Annotated in this window: 15 protein-coding genes; 5 read left to right on the top strand and 10 right to left on the bottom strand. The window is 34.0% G+C overall.

Annotated features, from left to right (window positions below; all coding sequences use genetic code 11):
• Positions 1 to 52: 52 nt before the first annotated feature.
• From ACN5J3_RS11180 to ACN5J3_RS11145, 8 genes are all read right to left on the bottom strand, one after another.
• Entirely contained in the window at positions 53 to 616 is a 564-nt protein-coding gene (locus ACN5J3_RS11180; RefSeq protein WP_418511800.1) for a hypothetical protein, read from the bottom strand.
• Positions 617 to 696: 80 nt separating this feature from the next.
• Complete coding sequence (rluF, locus tag ACN5J3_RS11175) at positions 697 to 1,449, bottom strand: 23S rRNA pseudouridine(2604) synthase RluF (protein ID WP_417289837.1); 753 nt, start codon at positions 1,447 to 1,449, stop codon at positions 697 to 699.
• 18 nt (positions 1,450 to 1,467) lie between these two features.
• Positions 1,468 to 2,289 (bottom strand): alpha/beta fold hydrolase, encoded by an 822-nt coding sequence (locus ACN5J3_RS11170; RefSeq protein WP_418511799.1) that lies wholly within the window; start codon positions 2,287 to 2,289, stop codon positions 1,468 to 1,470.
• 5 nt (positions 2,290 to 2,294) lie between these two features.
• Positions 2,295 to 2,654 carry a cupin domain-containing protein gene (locus ACN5J3_RS11165; RefSeq protein WP_417289835.1) on the bottom strand — a complete coding sequence of 120 codons (360 nt, stop codon included), beginning with the start codon at positions 2,652 to 2,654 and terminating at the stop codon, positions 2,295 to 2,297.
• Positions 2,651 to 3,628 carry a YitT family protein gene (locus tag ACN5J3_RS11160; RefSeq protein WP_418511798.1) on the bottom strand — a complete coding sequence of 326 codons (978 nt, stop codon included), beginning with the start codon at positions 3,626 to 3,628 and terminating at the stop codon, positions 2,651 to 2,653. Before ACN5J3_RS11160 ends, ACN5J3_RS11165 begins: the two co-directional genes overlap by 4 nt.
• Positions 3,629 to 3,632: 4 nt before the next feature.
• A complete protein-coding gene (locus tag ACN5J3_RS11155) occupies positions 3,633 to 4,184 on the bottom strand; it encodes a hypothetical protein (protein ID WP_418509301.1) in 552 nt (183 codons plus the stop codon).
• 31 nt (positions 4,185 to 4,215) lie between these two features.
• Positions 4,216 to 5,742 carry a helicase HerA-like domain-containing protein gene (locus ACN5J3_RS11150; RefSeq protein WP_418511797.1) on the bottom strand — a complete coding sequence of 509 codons (1,527 nt, stop codon included), beginning with the start codon at positions 5,740 to 5,742 and terminating at the stop codon, positions 4,216 to 4,218.
• A gap of 70 nt (positions 5,743 to 5,812) precedes the next feature.
• Positions 5,813 to 6,502, bottom strand: coding sequence for a hypothetical protein (locus tag ACN5J3_RS11145; RefSeq protein ID WP_418511796.1), 690 nt, complete (start codon positions 6,500 to 6,502; stop codon positions 5,813 to 5,815).
• 113 nt (positions 6,503 to 6,615) lie between these two features.
• On the opposite strand from ACN5J3_RS11145, the gene ACN5J3_RS11140 reads away from it, so the two are divergent.
• Positions 6,616 to 7,245 carry a 7-carboxy-7-deazaguanine synthase QueE gene (locus ACN5J3_RS11140; protein WP_417289829.1) on the top strand — a complete coding sequence of 210 codons (630 nt, stop codon included), beginning with the start codon at positions 6,616 to 6,618 and terminating at the stop codon, positions 7,243 to 7,245.
• Positions 7,246 to 7,296: 51 nt separating this feature from the next.
• Here the strand turns inward: ACN5J3_RS11140 and ACN5J3_RS11135 are convergent, their stop codons facing one another.
• A complete protein-coding gene (locus ACN5J3_RS11135) occupies positions 7,297 to 7,836 on the bottom strand; it encodes a DUF2911 domain-containing protein (RefSeq protein ID WP_417289828.1) in 540 nt (179 codons plus the stop codon).
• 46 nt (positions 7,837 to 7,882) lie between these two features.
• Positions 7,883 to 9,154 (bottom strand): YCF48-related protein, encoded by a 1,272-nt coding sequence (locus ACN5J3_RS11130; RefSeq protein ID WP_417289827.1) that lies wholly within the window; start codon positions 9,152 to 9,154, stop codon positions 7,883 to 7,885.
• Between the two features lie 163 nt (positions 9,155 to 9,317).
• Here ACN5J3_RS11130 and asnB point away from each other — a divergent pair, with 163 nt between their 5' ends.
• The 4 genes from asnB to ACN5J3_RS11110 all read left to right on the top strand — a co-directional run bounded on the left by asnB (position 9,318) and on the right by ACN5J3_RS11110 (position 14,944).
• Entirely contained in the window at positions 9,318 to 10,979 is a 1,662-nt protein-coding gene (gene asnB, locus ACN5J3_RS11125; protein WP_417289826.1) for an asparagine synthase B, read from the top strand.
• 288 nt (positions 10,980 to 11,267) lie between these two features.
• The gene (gyrB, locus tag ACN5J3_RS11120) at positions 11,268 to 13,205 is read left to right on the top strand and encodes a DNA topoisomerase (ATP-hydrolyzing) subunit B (RefSeq protein ID WP_418511795.1); all 1,938 of its coding nucleotides are present in this window, start codon (positions 11,268 to 11,270) and stop codon (positions 13,203 to 13,205) included.
• A 115-nt stretch (positions 13,206 to 13,320) separates the two neighbouring features.
• Complete coding sequence (mdh, locus tag ACN5J3_RS11115) at positions 13,321 to 14,247, top strand: malate dehydrogenase (RefSeq protein WP_344728472.1); 927 nt, start codon at positions 13,321 to 13,323, stop codon at positions 14,245 to 14,247.
• A gap of 31 nt (positions 14,248 to 14,278) precedes the next feature.
• Positions 14,279 to 14,944, top strand: a complete 666-nt coding sequence (locus ACN5J3_RS11110) for a hypothetical protein (protein WP_418511794.1) — start codon at positions 14,279 to 14,281, stop codon at positions 14,942 to 14,944.
• Positions 14,945 to 14,957: the final 13 nt, after the last annotated feature.

The following is a 14,957-nucleotide window of genomic DNA, read 5'->3' as shown; positions in this document are numbered from 1 at the left end:
AATGTATATAAAAAAAGCCCTTAATGAAAGTTAAGGGCTTTTTTGTTATTTATTAGTCTATACCAAAACAGTATATCCTTACATTATTGTTTGTTGCTAAAATATTAGCAGCTTGTTGTCCTTTGTAAATAGGTTGAAAAGCATATTCACCAGGAACTAGTGGCTTTTTAAAAACCATTTCGTAAAGGTTTTCTTGTCCTTCAACAGGTTTTAATTCTGGAATAGTTAAATGTTCACTCAAGTCTTTAGCGCCACCCATATTGTGACCTTGTTGCACAAATCTTCGGTATGTTTTTCTTTTTTTAACAACATCAGCTTTAGATATAATTACTAAATCTAACGGATCAATTCCTGGGTCTAACTTCATTAAGAATTTAGGAAGACTTCCAGATTTAAATCTTGTAGGAGAGTTTTTACTATTAAAAACAGTTAGGTATTGGTTAACGCCACCGTAACCAAACCCAATGGCTTTAGCTTCAATTTTTGAGCTTACTCGTTCAAACTCTTGTATGCCATCTTCAGTTTGATAATATGGTACAAAAGTTTTTTCGATTTCTTGAGACATAGAAACTACAGAGTAGCTTGCCAGTAAGATAAAAAGGAATAAGTTTTTCATGACTATTTAAGATTAGTTATTTAATACACCAAACTTAAATAATAACGAAACTCAATAAAATACCTAATGTAGGGTATTCTTTACTTTTTTGAGTGTTTAGATTTTGGTACGTAGTTTTTGGTAGAGTCCTCTAGAAGGTTATTTAATTCTTCCATTTCGGTTTTTGTAAGCTCTCGGTATTTGCCTATAGGTACATCAAGGTTTATATTCATTATACGAACACGTTTTAGCGTTTGTACTTCGTAATTTAAATACTCACACATTCTGCGTATTTGGCGGTTTAGTCCTTGGGTTAGAACAATTTTAAACTCATAAGTGCTTAATTTTGTAACACGACATTTTTTTGTAACCGTATCTAGAATAGGAATGCCGTTTGACATTCGCTCAATAAAGGTTTGAGATATAGGTTTGTCTACACTTACTATATATTCTTTTTCGTGATTATTGCTGGCGCGCAAAATTTTATTTACAATATCACCATCATCAGTAAGAAGTATGAGTCCTTCACTTGGTTTGTCAAGTCTACCGATTGGGAAAATGCGCTTGTGATACCCAATATAGTCTATAATATTGTCTTTTTCAACGCGTGTATCTGTTGTGCATACAATACCAACAGGCTTATTGAATGCTAAATACGTGAAAGCATTTTTTGTATTAATTACTTCTTTTCCATCTACGCAAACAATATCGGTTTTAGCGATTTTAGTTCCCATTTCAGGAACTTCACCGTTTATAGTAACGCGTCCAGCATCTATAAGTTTGTCTGCTTCACGACGTGAGCAATAACCAACTTCACTTAAGTATTTATTAATACGTTTTAATGTCTCTTCCATGTTGCAAAGATAATAACTTTAGCTGGCTAAAAAGCTATAAATATGATTTGCTACAACGTCGCCTTTTAAAGAGTGACCTAAACCTTTGGTTGTAATTAAGGTGCTGTTTTTGAAATGCCTTTTTATAAGAAGGGCATCATCATAAGGAATGATTTTGTCATCTTCATCATGTATAATGAGGCCTTGTTGCGTAATTTTTTTTATAGATGATGCTGTAGAGAATTTTTCAGGGCTAGCTCCAAAACGTTTTACTATTGTTGAGTTTATTGAGTTAATAGTTCGTTTGTTATAGCCTAGCATGTTAGTGTATCGCTTTAAGACATCTTTAAACTCTGATGGCGCTCCTAATAGAATTAATTTTTTAATGCTGCTATTTTGATATTTATGTTGGTAAAAAACTGAAGACATGCCGCCTACCGAATGACCAATTATGATTTCAGGATTATAGCGCTTGGCAACCACGTTTATAAATTCTGAATACAGCAAGGCATTAAATCTATCTCCACCAGAATACCCATGAGCAGGAGCATCTAATGCAACAACATTATGTCCGACTTTTTTTAAATTTAGTATTAAGTCTTTCCATCTAGCAGAGTTGCTTTCCCAGCCATGAACAAGTAAGATAGTAGGTTTGTTTCCTAGCCATCTATATGTCATTATAGATGAGTTGTTATATGTTAATTCGTCTTTAAAGGCTGTGTCTAAAAAATCGGCTTGTTTTTCAGATACTTTGCCTCGCATAGGTTTTGTAAATAAAAATAAAGCAATACGAGCTGATAGTTTTGGGGAAACCAAACTTAATGTGTTAATGCTTAATCCAATAAGTTTATGTATGATCATGGTATTTATTCTCTGTTTACAGAATCTATTGAAAAAGCAGGCAGGCAAATGGCCAAGTAAACACATGGTTCTGTAAACGGGTTTGAGTATTGAACCCGAGTGTTTTTGTTTATTTTTATAGATTGACCAGCTTCAAGAACAATAGTTTCATTTTCTATAATAAACTGTTTTTTGCCTTTTATTATAAATGTATACTCGTCAAATTCTGGGGTTTGAAAAGGTTCGCTCCAATCTGGAGGCGCTATCATGTGAGCAATACTTATTTCAGAATTGCCATCGCTTGCTAATCCAAAATGCTCTTTAATGGTTTTTCCGTCTGTTGTAGGAACAATAAATGGATTGTCTTGAATTTTATATTTTTTCATTTTTTCTCTAGCGGTTTACGTTTTATCATGCCTCCTTTAAGATCTTTAACAAGCCCCATAACAATGAATGCTTTGTTGTCTATTTTATCAATTTCTGTATGGAGTTTTGCTAGTTCTAAACGGGTAACAATGGTGTAAATAATATCTTTGTCATAGGCTGTTTTGTGTTCGCCGTATCCGCCTTTTCCGGCATATATAGTACAAGCTCTACGTAGTTTTTCAGTAATCATAACTCGTAAAGCTTCGTGTTCTTTTGATATAATAGTTACGCCTACATATTCTTCAACGCCGTCAACTACAAAATCTACAGTTTTAGCAGCAGCTAAATAGGTTAGTATAGCATAAAGCGCTGTTTCTATTGATAGTATATAAGCGCCAAAAGAAAAAATGATAATATTTATAAGGAGAAGTACATCGCCAACAGTAAGTGAAAATTTTCGACTTAAATAAATGGCTAGAACTTCAGTGCCATCAATAACACTTCCGCCTCTCATAGACATGCCTATTCCTAATCCTAAAAAGAAACCGCCAAAAACTGCTATTAATAATTTATCATTTGTGATAGTTGGATAGTCTACATAATGTACAACAAAGCCTAAAAAGGCTATAGCAACGATGCTTTTTAGAGCAAATTTTACGCTAAATGTTTTAGCTCCTAATATTAAAAAAGGAAGGTTGACTAAAATTAAAAGAAAGCTTAATTGGATAGAGGTAATGTTTTCTAATAGTAATGAAATACCAGTAGCACCACCATCAATAAATCTGTTAGGTAATAAAAATCCTTTTAGTCCAAAACCAGCAGAAATAACTCCAATAAAAATTAAGAAGTATTCCTTTATAGCATGAGTTGCTTCAATTTGTAAGTTTCTTACAAGTGGAACAAGTTGTTTTTTTGATATAGGAGCATTTGGAGCCGCAGCTTTCAGTTTTTTGCGCGCTATATCAACAAGTATTTTAGAAAAAAAAGGGTTCATATGTTTACCAGCCTATCATAAAGTATTTTATTTTCGCTTTGTCAGGGATTTGAATAGCTTCTATTTTAGCATTGATGTCAAATCGTAATTCAGCTGGAAGCTCTTCTTTATCAATAGTAAAAAACGCATTGATTTCGTTTACAAAAACTACCACGTTTTTTAGAGTGTTTTGTATGCTTGATATTTTATAGTTGTTTTTAATGTCAGCAAAAGTACTAGCTGTTGAAATACCTTTTTCAGTTTTAAATCTTGAGTCTAATATTTTTACCGTTTCTATAGTAGAAAGAGAATCTAGCATTCTTTTAGGACTCAATACAAGTAGCTCGTTACCTGTTTTGTCATATATTTCTATATCGTAGTTGGCTCTCATAAAGGCGCCTTGATTTGTTTGGCGTACAATAGAGTCGTTACTGTATATGGCTTTAAGGTCTTTTACTTGAGTTGAATCGGTAAGTAAGCCTATATGTTGTTTGCTTATTTGAAAAGGGTCTTGTTCTTTTTTGCAACTTACCGCTGCTATTGCTATTATAAAAAGACTTAATAGGGTTTTGTTCATAAGTGTTTAATCTAAAAAATTAATGGTTTTGTTATTTTAACATTTTTGTAAGTATACCTAAAACGCTTCTAATAACAGTAGGACTTGTCAATACTTTAACAATTGGATTTTGTCTGGTGCTTTTTCTTGATGATTTTCTTGAAGCAGCTTTTTTTATAGCTTCCTTTTCTTCTCGAGCTTTTTCTCTGGCTTCTTCAGCATCGGCTAACTCAATTTTTTTATTAAGCAATTCATAAGCACTTTCTCTGTCTATTGTTTCATTGTATTTTTTTACAAGTTTAGAGTTTGCTAATAAATTACGTAATTCGGTGTCAGTTAAAATATCCATACGACTCATAGGAGCTCGCATCATAGTAGCAGCTAAAGGAGTTGGTCTTCCTTTTTCATTAAGCGCAGATACTAATGCTTCTCCAGTTCCTAAAGATGTTAAAACATCAGCAGTATCGTAATATTCAGTGTCAGGATAGTTTTGAGCTGTTAGTTTTATGGCTTTTCTGTCTTTTGCAGTAAAAGCTCGTAAGGCATGTTGAACTTTCAGGCCTAGTTGACTTAAAACGGCTTCAGGAACATCGGTAGGGTTTTGAGTAACAAAATACAAGCCAACACCTTTGCTTCTGATGAGTTTAACAATGCTCTCTATTTGATTTAAAAGCGCTTTTGAAGCTTCGTTAAAAATTAAGTGAGCTTCATCAATAAACATAATTAACTCTGGTCGTCCAGAGTCACCTTGTTCTGGAAAAGTAGAATAGATTTCTGCTAGCAAACTCAACATAAAAGTTGAGAATAATTTAGGTTTATCTTGAATATCTGTTAGTCTTATGATGTTGATGTACCCTTTTCCATTTTCGTCTACACGAAGTAAATCTTCTGTGTCAAATGACTTTTCTCCAAAAAATAGGTCGCCGCCTTGTTGTTCTAGTTCTATAATTTTACGCAATATGGCACCTGTTGAAGCTGTTGATATACGTCCATAGGCTTCTTGGAACTCCGTTTTACCTTCGTCTGTAGCATATTGAAGAATTTTCTTGAAATCTTTTAAGTCTAAAAGCGGTAGCTTATTATCATCACAATATTTAAAAATAACAGCAATAATACCGGCTTGAGTTTCTGTAACATCTAATATTCTAGATATTAAAACAGGCCCAAACTCACTTATTGTAGCTCTTAACCTTACACCATCTTGTTCTGATAATGACATAACTTCAACGGGAAAAGACTTTGGGTTAAAAGGGAGACCTATTTGTTCGTGACGCTCATCAATTTTAACATGGCCAGGACTAGGTTGTGCTAAGCCACTTAAATCACCTTTTATGTCCATTAATAATACAGGAACTCCTTTTTCGCTTAAGTTTTCAGCTAATACTTGTAGTGTTTTGGTTTTTCCTGTTCCTGTTGCTCCGGCTATCAAGCCATGACGATTCATGGTTTTTAGAGGGACGTTTACAAAAGCCTCTTTTACTGTTTTGCCACCAAGCATAGCAGCACCTAGTGTGATGTACTCGCCTTTATTGGTATTGCCTTCAGTAATATGTTTAAAAAAGGACGCTTCTTTATTCATTGGTTGATAATTTTAGTAAAAATACTGCAAATAAAAAGAAGAAAAAAATGTCCTTTTTCAACAGAAAACTTTAATTGAGTTGTGTAATGCCAATGTTTATGAACTTTGCGCTCAATGGTGTGTTAGCATTATTTAAAACGTATTCTAGCTTTATATTGTCACCAGCATTTACAGGATACATAATATTGCCGCTTGTACCCCAATAATCTTGATTAGGCGAGCTAGAAAATCCTCTGCTTAAGTAGCCTACAAGCTGATTGTTTATTGTAAGAGCTAAAATATACTTTTTATTTCCGCTAGGCATATTACTGGTTGATAATGATGCACTAAAAAGATAATTTCCAGTTTGGTTTATAGTTATTGCTCCGTTGCCTGTGACATTAAATATGTTTGTATTTGTTACAATAACATCGTTAATCCCTATGGGGAAATCAACATAGGTGTTGTCTGGTGTGCTTAAAGCAGTGTTTCCGTTGTTGTAGCTTTTGTTAATTATTAAAGTGTTGTTTTTTAAGTTAGTCCAACGATTGTTCTGAAAAACACAATGAGATTTTGTTGTTGTGTTGTAAACCATAGCTCCTTCAAGTGGAGTTGGTATGTTTAGCATTTGGTTGTTTGTCATTCTTGGAGGAATAAAAGCTCCAGTAGTGCTATCAATTTGTAAAGACGAACCATCGTCAGGGTTGGTAGTTCCAATTCCAACCTGACTGTAATTATTATAAACGACAAACAACATCAATAAGGCTATTAACTTTTTCATAGTAGGGAGATTAAAAAGTGATGTGCTATTGTTGTTATGTGCGAAAATACATATAAAAAATACAAGTCCAAAACATTTAATAATCACTTAACTATTGTTTATCTTTGCAGGCTATGAAGAAAGATATTCAATCGTTAGTTGATAAAGGTGAAATGTTGCCTTTGATGGAGGAGTTTTACACCATTCAAGGAGAAGGCTATCATAAAGGAACAGCTGCTTATTTTATAAGAGTTGGAGGTTGTGATGTAGGTTGTCATTGGTGCGATGTAAAAGAAAGTTGGAATGCAGATATTCATCCGCCAACAGAGATATCAAAGATTGTTGATAATGCCGCTAAATATAGTGATACTATAGTTATTACAGGTGGAGAGCCATTAACTTGGGATATGACATTACTGACAAAACAATTAAAAGATAAAGGACTTCAGGTTCATATAGAAACTTCAGGAGCTTACAAACTTTCAGGTACTTGGGATTGGATTTGTTTGTCTCCAAAAAAATTAAAACTTCCAACGCAAGAAGTTTATGATAACGCTAACGAGTTAAAAGTAATTGTTTACAATAAAGATGATTTTCGCTTTGCAGAAGAGCAAGCATCAAAGGTTAATAAAGACTGTATCTTGTATTTGCAACCAGAATGGAGTAAGCGAGATAAGGTAGTGCCAGAAATTGTAGATTATGTTATGAAGCACCCTAAATGGAAAGTTTCATTACAAACACATAAATATTTAAATATACCATAAAAAAAAGCCTTGAGAAATCAAGGCTTTTTTGTGTTTAGAATAGTTGATTAACTATTGTTTTTTTATAGGAACAGCAATACGCAAAGTATCCCAAGCTAAATACATTGTAGCATTTTCGTCAAAAGCGATAGAGAAAGCTTCTAGAGATTCTTTTCCTTCGGTAACAGGAACTTTTACTCTAGCAACATCATTGGCTTCATCGTATGAATAAGCGCCCCACATATCTGTGTCATAGTTTAAAATGATTGTCCACTCTTTTTCTCCAGGAATTGTAAATAAAGAATAGGTTCCGGCCTTAACTTTTTTGTCGCCAAATAAGACATGAGAAAAGAAAGTAATTTCTGAAGCCTCATTAGCACCTGTTCTCCAAACTTTTCCATTAGGAGTTAGAGATTCTATGGTTCTGCCTCGAAGTTGAGGTCTGCTGTAAGTTACTTTTACAAGTTTGTAAAATTCGTTATGACTGCTAGGGTATGCTGCTGCATCCATAGGGCTAACATCAAGTTTTTTAAAATCTTGAGCAAAACTATTTGTGGTGAAAAATAAAATGCAAATTGTTGTCAGTGTTAATAGGTAAGATATTTTCTTCATAAATTTTTATTTGATTTTAAATATAGTAGAATTTAATAAAACAGGATTATTGCTTTACAAATTTTAACGATTTACGTTGAAAATTATTATGAAAATTAACAAAGTAAACACCAGAATTTAACTCGTCTACAGCAAAAGAATATGCTTTTGTTATATCATTTTTTAGAATGCGTTCTCTGCAAAGTTTTTTTACAAAGCGTCCTTTACTATCATAAAGTTCAATAAGAATATTGTCGCTAGTTGGATAGTAAATGCTAAATGCTAAATTATTTTTTACAGGATTGTTTTTCAATTGAATATTTAGTGATTTTGAAGGACTGTTTACCGAGTTTTTAATGCTTAAAGTTTCATCTGTAAATTTGTAAATGGATGTGCCTGAAGCATAAGCTAAACTAGAGTTTATAACAAAAATTCTATTTAGGTTAGAGCCTGTGTTCAGGTTTGTCCAAGTTTGTCCGCCATCATTGGTTTGGTGAAATCCAGTTGTGTGACCGCCCATCCAGCCGGTATTTTCATTAATAAATCCAACAGCTTGTATTGATGTTTCTGGAGCGTTATTACTTGACCAGCTAATGCCTCCATTTGTTGTTTTTATTAGTTTGCCAGGGTTTGGGGCTACAGATTCTATAGCGCCAAATAAAACATCGGTATTGCTGTCAAGCACTTGAAGTTTCCATACATACTCACCAGCTATATTAGAGTTGTATATTTCTGTCCAGTTTTGTCCGCCATCAATAGTTTTTAAGATAGTAGCGCCAGAGCTGTTATTGCCAGCAGCAAATCCTATGTTTTCTGTAATGAATTTTATTTCAACAAGTGCATCGGCGTATGCAGACATATCAATGTAATCCCAAGATAATCCGCTATCAGTAGATTTTATAACATAGGCAGGTGTAAAATAAGCGCCACAACCATAAATGGTTGAATTTCCTACGGCGCTAAATCCGCAAATAGCAGCAGGGTTTGGAGAAATGTTTGTGATTTCCGTCCAAGTAGTTCCACCATTATCTGTACTAAAAATCTTGCCGTTTAAGGTTCCAAGAAAACCGATATTAGCATTCAAGAATTCAATGTTTCTAAAGTAGTAATTGCCTCCTAAATCACTTTGGTTTAATTGTTCAGTCCATGTTTGTCCGCCATCAATGGTTTTGTAAACAGCTGCATAGTAGCCGTTAGCTGCCCATCCAGTGGTTTCGGTTAAAAAAAAGACATCATCAAATCGTTGGCCTCCAGTATTGTCAGGGATATTGGTGGTTTGCCATGTTTGTCCATACATAGAAAAGGCAAACAGCAAGTAGGTAAGTTTTATAAATTTCATATTGTAAAGATAAATAAGAAATTTTACAATGTTAGGTTCTATTTTATACTTTTTGTTTGTTTTTAAGTTTTAATTTGTAATCAAAATTAATTTATTGTTTTTAATTTAATATTGTGAAGTGATATTTGTGTCATAAATTAGAATTTAAAAAACTAAATATATTATGTGTGGAATTGTATGTGCGTTTGATTTAAAACAAAAAGCTGAAGATTTAAGACCTCAAATATTAGAAATGTCAAAAAGAATCCGTCATCGTGGTCCAGACTGGAGCGGAATTTTTGATAACGATAAAGCGATTATGGCGCATGAGCGGTTAGCGATTGTTGATCCTGCTTCAGGAAAGCAACCTTTGTTTTCGGAGGATAAGAGGTTTGTTTTAGCGGCTAATGGTGAAATATATAACCACAGGGAGCTACGTAAACAATTTCCTGATTATAAGTTTCAAACTGAAAGTGATTGTGAAGTTATTTTGGCGTTGTATCAAGAAAAAGGAACTGATTTTGTTGATGAGCTTAATGGTATTTTTGGTTTTGCGATTTATGATGTTGAAAAAGACGAATATTTTGTAGCTAGAGACCACATGGGAATCATTCCATTATATATTGGATGGGATCAAAACGGAACCTTTTATGTGGCATCAGAGCTGAAAGCACTTGAAGGTGTTTGCACAAAAATTGAGCTATTTCCTCCAGGTCATTATATGTCTAGTAAAGATGGTGAGTTTGTGCAATGGCATAAACGTGAGTGGACTGATTATGATACAGTAAAAGACAACGAGACAAGCATTGCAAAAATAAAAGAAGCGCTTGAAGCAGCTGTTCACAGACAGTTAATGAGTGATGTACCTTATGGTGTTTTGCTTTCAGGAGGATTAGATTCTTCGGTGACTTCAGCAATTGCAAAAAAATATGCTCAAAAACGTATTGAAAGTGATGATACTTCAGATGCTTGGTGGCCACAATTGCATAGCTTTTCAGTAGGACTTGAAGGATCACCAGATTTGGCTGCAGCACAAAAAGTGGCAGACCATATTGGAACTGTTCACCACGAAATAAAATTTACCATTCAAGAAGGATTAGATGCTGTGAGAGATGTGATTTATCAGCTAGAAACCTATGATATTACAACTATTCGCGCGAGTACGCCAATGTATTTAATGGCAAGAGTTATTAAGTCTATGGGAATAAAAATGGTGTTGTCTGGTGAAGGTGCTGACGAATTATTTGGTGGTTATCTATACTTTCATAAAGCACCAAATGCCAAAGAGTTTCATGAAGAAACGGTTCGTAAATTGAGTAAACTGCATATGTATGATTGCTTAAGAGCAAACAAGAGTTTAGCAGCTTGGGGAATTGAAGGTCGTGTGCCGTTTTTAGATAAAGAATTCATGGATGTGGCAATGAGTATCAACCCGCAAGATAAAATGATAACACCAGAGCGTATGGAAAAATGGGTAGTAAGAAAAGCTTTTGAAGACATGCTGCCAGAAAGTGTAGCTTGGAGACAAAAAGAACAGTTTAGTGATGGTGTTGGTTACAGTTGGATTGACACTTTGAAAGAAGTAGTGAATGAAGAAGTAACCGATGAGCAAATGAAAAATGCGCATTTTAGGTTCCCGATACAAACACCTCAAAATAAAGAAGAGTTTTATTATCGTTCTATTTTTGAAGAGCATTTTCCAAGTGACGCAGCAGCATTAAGTGTACCACAAGAACCTAGTGTAGCATGCAGTACAAAAATTGCTTTGGAGTGGGATGAAGCATTTAAAAACATGAATGACCCAAGTGGAAGAGCAGTTGCAAAAGTACATACTGATGCGTATTAAAAAAGTCTAATTTTATAATAATTCATACTTCAAAATCTCGCTTGTGCGAGATTTTGTGTTTTTTGTACTTTTTTAAAGATGTTAAAATTAGTCAAAATCAACTTTAAGATGCTTTTTAGGCGTTTTAAGAAACTTTTTTAGAAATTAACAAATGTTGATAATTTCTTCGTTAACTCGTTAAAATACTTTTAAAAGGCTTAATAATTTATTATCTTTGTTAGTATCTCAAAAATGATGCATATGCGTCATTTTTTTATGCTTAATTTTATTAAATAACATTAAAAATTTATGAGCGAAGAAAATAAAAAACAATATGGTGCTGATAGTATACAAGCATTAGAAGGAATGGAGCATGTTCGCATGCGTCCATCAATGTATATTGGAGACGTAGGTGTAAGAGGTTTGCATCATTTGGTTTATGAAGTAGTTGATAACTCTATTGATGAGGCTTTAGCAGGACATTGTGATAATATTACCGTAACCATAAATGAAGACAACTCTATAACCACAGAAGATGACGGTCGTGGTATTCCTGTTGGTCTTCATAAAAAAGAAGGTGTTTCAGCGCTAGAAGTTGTAATGACTAAAATTGGAGCTGGAGGGAAGTTTGATAAAGATTCTTATAAAGTATCAGGTGGATTACATGGTGTTGGTGTAAGTTGTGTTAACGCACTGTCAGAACACTTAAAAGCTACGGTATATAGAGAAGGTAAAATATGGGAGCAAGAATACGAAAGAGGTAAAACCTTATACCCTGTAAAAACTGTTGGTGATACAGACAAAACAGGAACCATTGTAACTTTTAAACCAGACCCACAAATATTTCAACAAACGTTAGAGTATAATTACGATACTTTAGCTAGTAGAATGCGTGAATTAGCATATCTTAATAAAGGTATTACAGTACATTTAGTAGACAAACGTCACACAAAAGAAGACGGAAGTTTTGAAGGAGAAACATTCCATTCAGAAGAAGGACTTTCAGAATTTGTAAAGTTTTTAGACGGTAACAGAGAGCCATTAATGAACGATGTTATTTCTTTTGAAGGAGAAAAGAACGGCGTTCCTGTTGAGGTTGCTATGGTTTACAACACGTCATATGCAGAAAACTTACATTCTTATGTAAACAACATTAATACACACGAAGGTGGAACCCATCTTTCAGGTTTCCGTCGTGGTTTGACGCATACCTTAAAAAAGTATGCTGACGAGTCGGGAATGTTAGATAAGCTAAAATTTGATATTGCAGGAGATGATTTCCGTGAAGGATTAACAGCTATCGTATCAGTAAAAGTTGCCGAGCCTCAATTTGAAGGACAAACTAAAACGAAGTTAGGAAACAGAGAAGTATCTGCTTCTGTAAGTCAGGCAGTTTCTGAAATGCTTGCAGACTACCTAGAAGAGCATCCTGATGAAGCAAAGACAATTGTTCAAAAAGTAATACTTGCAGCGCAAGCACGTCATGCAGCTCAAAAAGCGCGTGAAATGGTACAGCGTAAAACAGTCATGAGTATTGGTGGCTTGCCAGGTAAATTAAGTGACTGTTCAGAGCAAGATCCAGAAAAATGCGAAGTATTCCTAGTAGAGGGAGATTCGGCAGGTGGAACTGCAAAACAAGGTCGTGATAGAGCCTTTCAAGCTATTCTTCCACTACGTGGTAAGATATTGAATGTTGAAAAAGCAATGACACATAAAGTGTTTGAAAACGAAGAAATTAAAAATATTTTCACAGCACTTGGTGTAACTATTGGTACAGAAGAAGATAGTAAAGCATTAAACTTATCTAAATTACGTTATCACAAAGTAGTTATTATGTGTGATGCCGATATTGATGGTAGTCACATTGCTACACTTATTTTGACATTCTTCTTTAGGTACATGAAAGAACTAATAGAAAACGGTCATATATACATAGCAACTCCTCCTTTATATTTAGTTAAAAAAGGACAAAAGAAACGTTATGCTTGGTCAGATAAGGAACGTGATGCAATTGCTGAAGAGTTTGGAGGTAGTGTAAGTGTACAACGTTATAAGGGTCTTGGAGAGATGAATGCTGAACAATTATGGGATACTACAATGAACCCAGAGTTTAGAACACTTCGTCAAGTAAATATTGATAACGGTGGTGAAGCAGATCGTATTTTCTCAATGCTTATGGGAGACGAAGTGCCTCCTCGTAGAGAATTTATTGAAAAAAATGCCATATACGCAAATATTGATGTGTAAAACAAACAAAAAAGCGAAAGATTAACCTTTCGCTTTTTTAATTACATGATAAATAATTTGTAATTTCGTAATCTTAAAAATCAACACATTAAATACAAATAAACAATAAAAAAATATGAAAGTAACAGTAGTTGGAGCAGGAGCAGTAGGTGCAAGTTGTGCAGAGTATATAGCAATTAAAAATTTTGCTTCAGAAGTCGTTTTATTAGACATTAAAGAAGGTTTTGCTGAAGGTAAAGCAATGGATTTAATGCAAACAGCTTCATTAAATGGTTTTGACACTAAAATAACAGGAGTAACTAACGATTATACTAAAACAGCAAACAGTGATATCTGTGTAATTACATCAGGTATTCCTCGTAAACCAGGAATGACTCGTGAGGAATTAATAGGTATCAATGCAGGTATTGTAAAAACAGTATCAGCTAGTCTTATAGAAAACTCTCCTAACACAATTATAATTGTAGTTAGTAACCCAATGGATACAATGACGTATTTAGTTCACAAAACAACAGGGTTACCTAAGCATAGAATAATTGGTATGGGTGGAGCATTAGATTCTGCACGTTTCAAATACAGGTTGGCAGAAGCTTTAGAAGCGCCTATAAGCGATGTAGATGGTATGGTTATTGGTGGTCATAGTGATGTAGGTATGGTGCCTTTAACACGCTTAGCAACTCGTAATTCAGTTCCTGTATCTAAATTTTTATCAGATGATAGATTAAATCAAGTAAAAGAAGATACTAAAGTAGGTGGAGCTACATTAACAAAATTATTAGGAACATCAGCTTGGTATGCGCCAGGAGCTGCTGTAAGCGGATTGGTTCAAGCTATTGCTTGTGATCAGAAAAAAATGTTCCCATGTTCAGCATTATTACAAGGAGAATATGGCTTAAACGATTTATGTATTGGCGCTCCAGTAATTTTAGGTAGAAAAGGTATCGAGAAAGTTGTAGAAATAGAACTAACTGATGCAGAAAAAGAACACTTACACACAAGTGCTGAAGGTGTTATGAAAACAAATGGGTTATTAGAACTATAATAACTTACTTATTAACCTTAAAACAATCACAATGAAAAAAATATTCTTATTATTAGTTTTAGCCATCAGTTCGTCTGTTTTTTCTCAAGAAAAACTAACAGAAGGTGTTGTGACTTCAAAAATGACACTATCTAGCGAAAATGAGCAAATGAAAGCTCAATTTGCAATGATTGGTGATATCATGTCTACAACATACTTTAAAAATCAGATGTCGCGTTCAGAATCTGATAATCCAATGTCTGGAAAACAAACCGTTATCATTGATAATGATAAAAAAGAGATGTTGATGTTAATGGACAATCCTATGGCAGGAAAAATGTACATGAAACAAAACATTGAGCCATCAGAAGAAGATTTAGAAGGAACAACAGTTACAGAAGGAACCGAAACTAAAAAAGTTTTAGGGTATGACTGTAAGCAGTATTTTATTGAAACAGAAAAAGATGGTAATAAAGCAAAAATTGAATTTTTTGTAACAGATAAGTTAACAGCAGTATCTCAACAAACTGCTAGTTTTGGTGATAAAATAAAAGGATTTCCTCTTTACATGAAAATGGATATGACTCAAATGGGAATGGACATGACAATGACTTATGAAGTGACTGAAATAAAAAAAGAATCAGTTGCTGATGATAAATTTGACATGACACCACCAGAAGGTTATACAGAGGCTCAAGCCGGAATGGGAGGTAATTAAAATACAATACCAT

Origin of the sequence: Corallibacter sp. (assembly GCF_048381695.1) — a bacterium.
Taxonomy (GTDB): domain Bacteria; phylum Bacteroidota; class Bacteroidia; order Flavobacteriales; family Flavobacteriaceae; genus Corallibacter; species Corallibacter vietnamensis.
The sequence above is the reverse complement of the archived record's forward strand: the minus strand, read 5'-3'. Positions and strand labels throughout refer to the sequence as shown.

What these genes read in the sequence shown, in the direction of transcription:
- ACN5J3_RS11180 (WP_418511800.1), bottom strand. Translation starts at nt 616, where the DNA reads ATGAAAAACTTATTCCTTTTTATCTTACTGGCAAGCTACTCTGTAGTT.
- rluF (WP_417289837.1), bottom strand. Translation starts at nt 1,449, where the DNA reads ATGGAAGAGACATTAAAACGTATTAATAAATACTTAAGTGAAGTTGGT.
- ACN5J3_RS11170 (WP_418511799.1), bottom strand. Translation starts at nt 2,289, where the DNA reads ATGATCATACATAAACTTATTGGATTAAGCATTAACACATTAAGTTTG.
- ACN5J3_RS11165 (WP_417289835.1), bottom strand. Translation starts at nt 2,654, where the DNA reads ATGAAAAAATATAAAATTCAAGACAATCCATTTATTGTTCCTACAACA.
- ACN5J3_RS11160 (WP_418511798.1), bottom strand. Translation starts at nt 3,628, where the DNA reads ATGAACCCTTTTTTTTCTAAAATACTTGTTGATATAGCGCGCAAAAAA.
- ACN5J3_RS11155 (WP_418509301.1), bottom strand. Translation starts at nt 4,184, where the DNA reads ATGAACAAAACCCTATTAAGTCTTTTTATAATAGCAATAGCAGCGGTA.
- ACN5J3_RS11150 (WP_418511797.1), bottom strand. Translation starts at nt 5,742, where the DNA reads ATGAATAAAGAAGCGTCCTTTTTTAAACATATTACTGAAGGCAATACC.
- ACN5J3_RS11145 (WP_418511796.1), bottom strand. Translation starts at nt 6,502, where the DNA reads ATGAAAAAGTTAATAGCCTTATTGATGTTGTTTGTCGTTTATAATAAT.
- ACN5J3_RS11140 (WP_417289829.1), top strand. Translation starts at nt 6,616, where the DNA reads ATGAAGAAAGATATTCAATCGTTAGTTGATAAAGGTGAAATGTTGCCT.
- ACN5J3_RS11135 (WP_417289828.1), bottom strand. Translation starts at nt 7,836, where the DNA reads ATGAAGAAAATATCTTACCTATTAACACTGACAACAATTTGCATTTTA.
- ACN5J3_RS11130 (WP_417289827.1), bottom strand. Translation starts at nt 9,154, where the DNA reads ATGAAATTTATAAAACTTACCTACTTGCTGTTTGCCTTTTCTATGTAT.
- asnB (WP_417289826.1), top strand. Translation starts at nt 9,318, where the DNA reads ATGTGTGGAATTGTATGTGCGTTTGATTTAAAACAAAAAGCTGAAGAT.
- gyrB (WP_418511795.1), top strand. Translation starts at nt 11,268, where the DNA reads ATGAGCGAAGAAAATAAAAAACAATATGGTGCTGATAGTATACAAGCA.
- mdh (WP_344728472.1), top strand. Translation starts at nt 13,321, where the DNA reads ATGAAAGTAACAGTAGTTGGAGCAGGAGCAGTAGGTGCAAGTTGTGCA.
- ACN5J3_RS11110 (WP_418511794.1), top strand. Translation starts at nt 14,279, where the DNA reads ATGAAAAAAATATTCTTATTATTAGTTTTAGCCATCAGTTCGTCTGTT.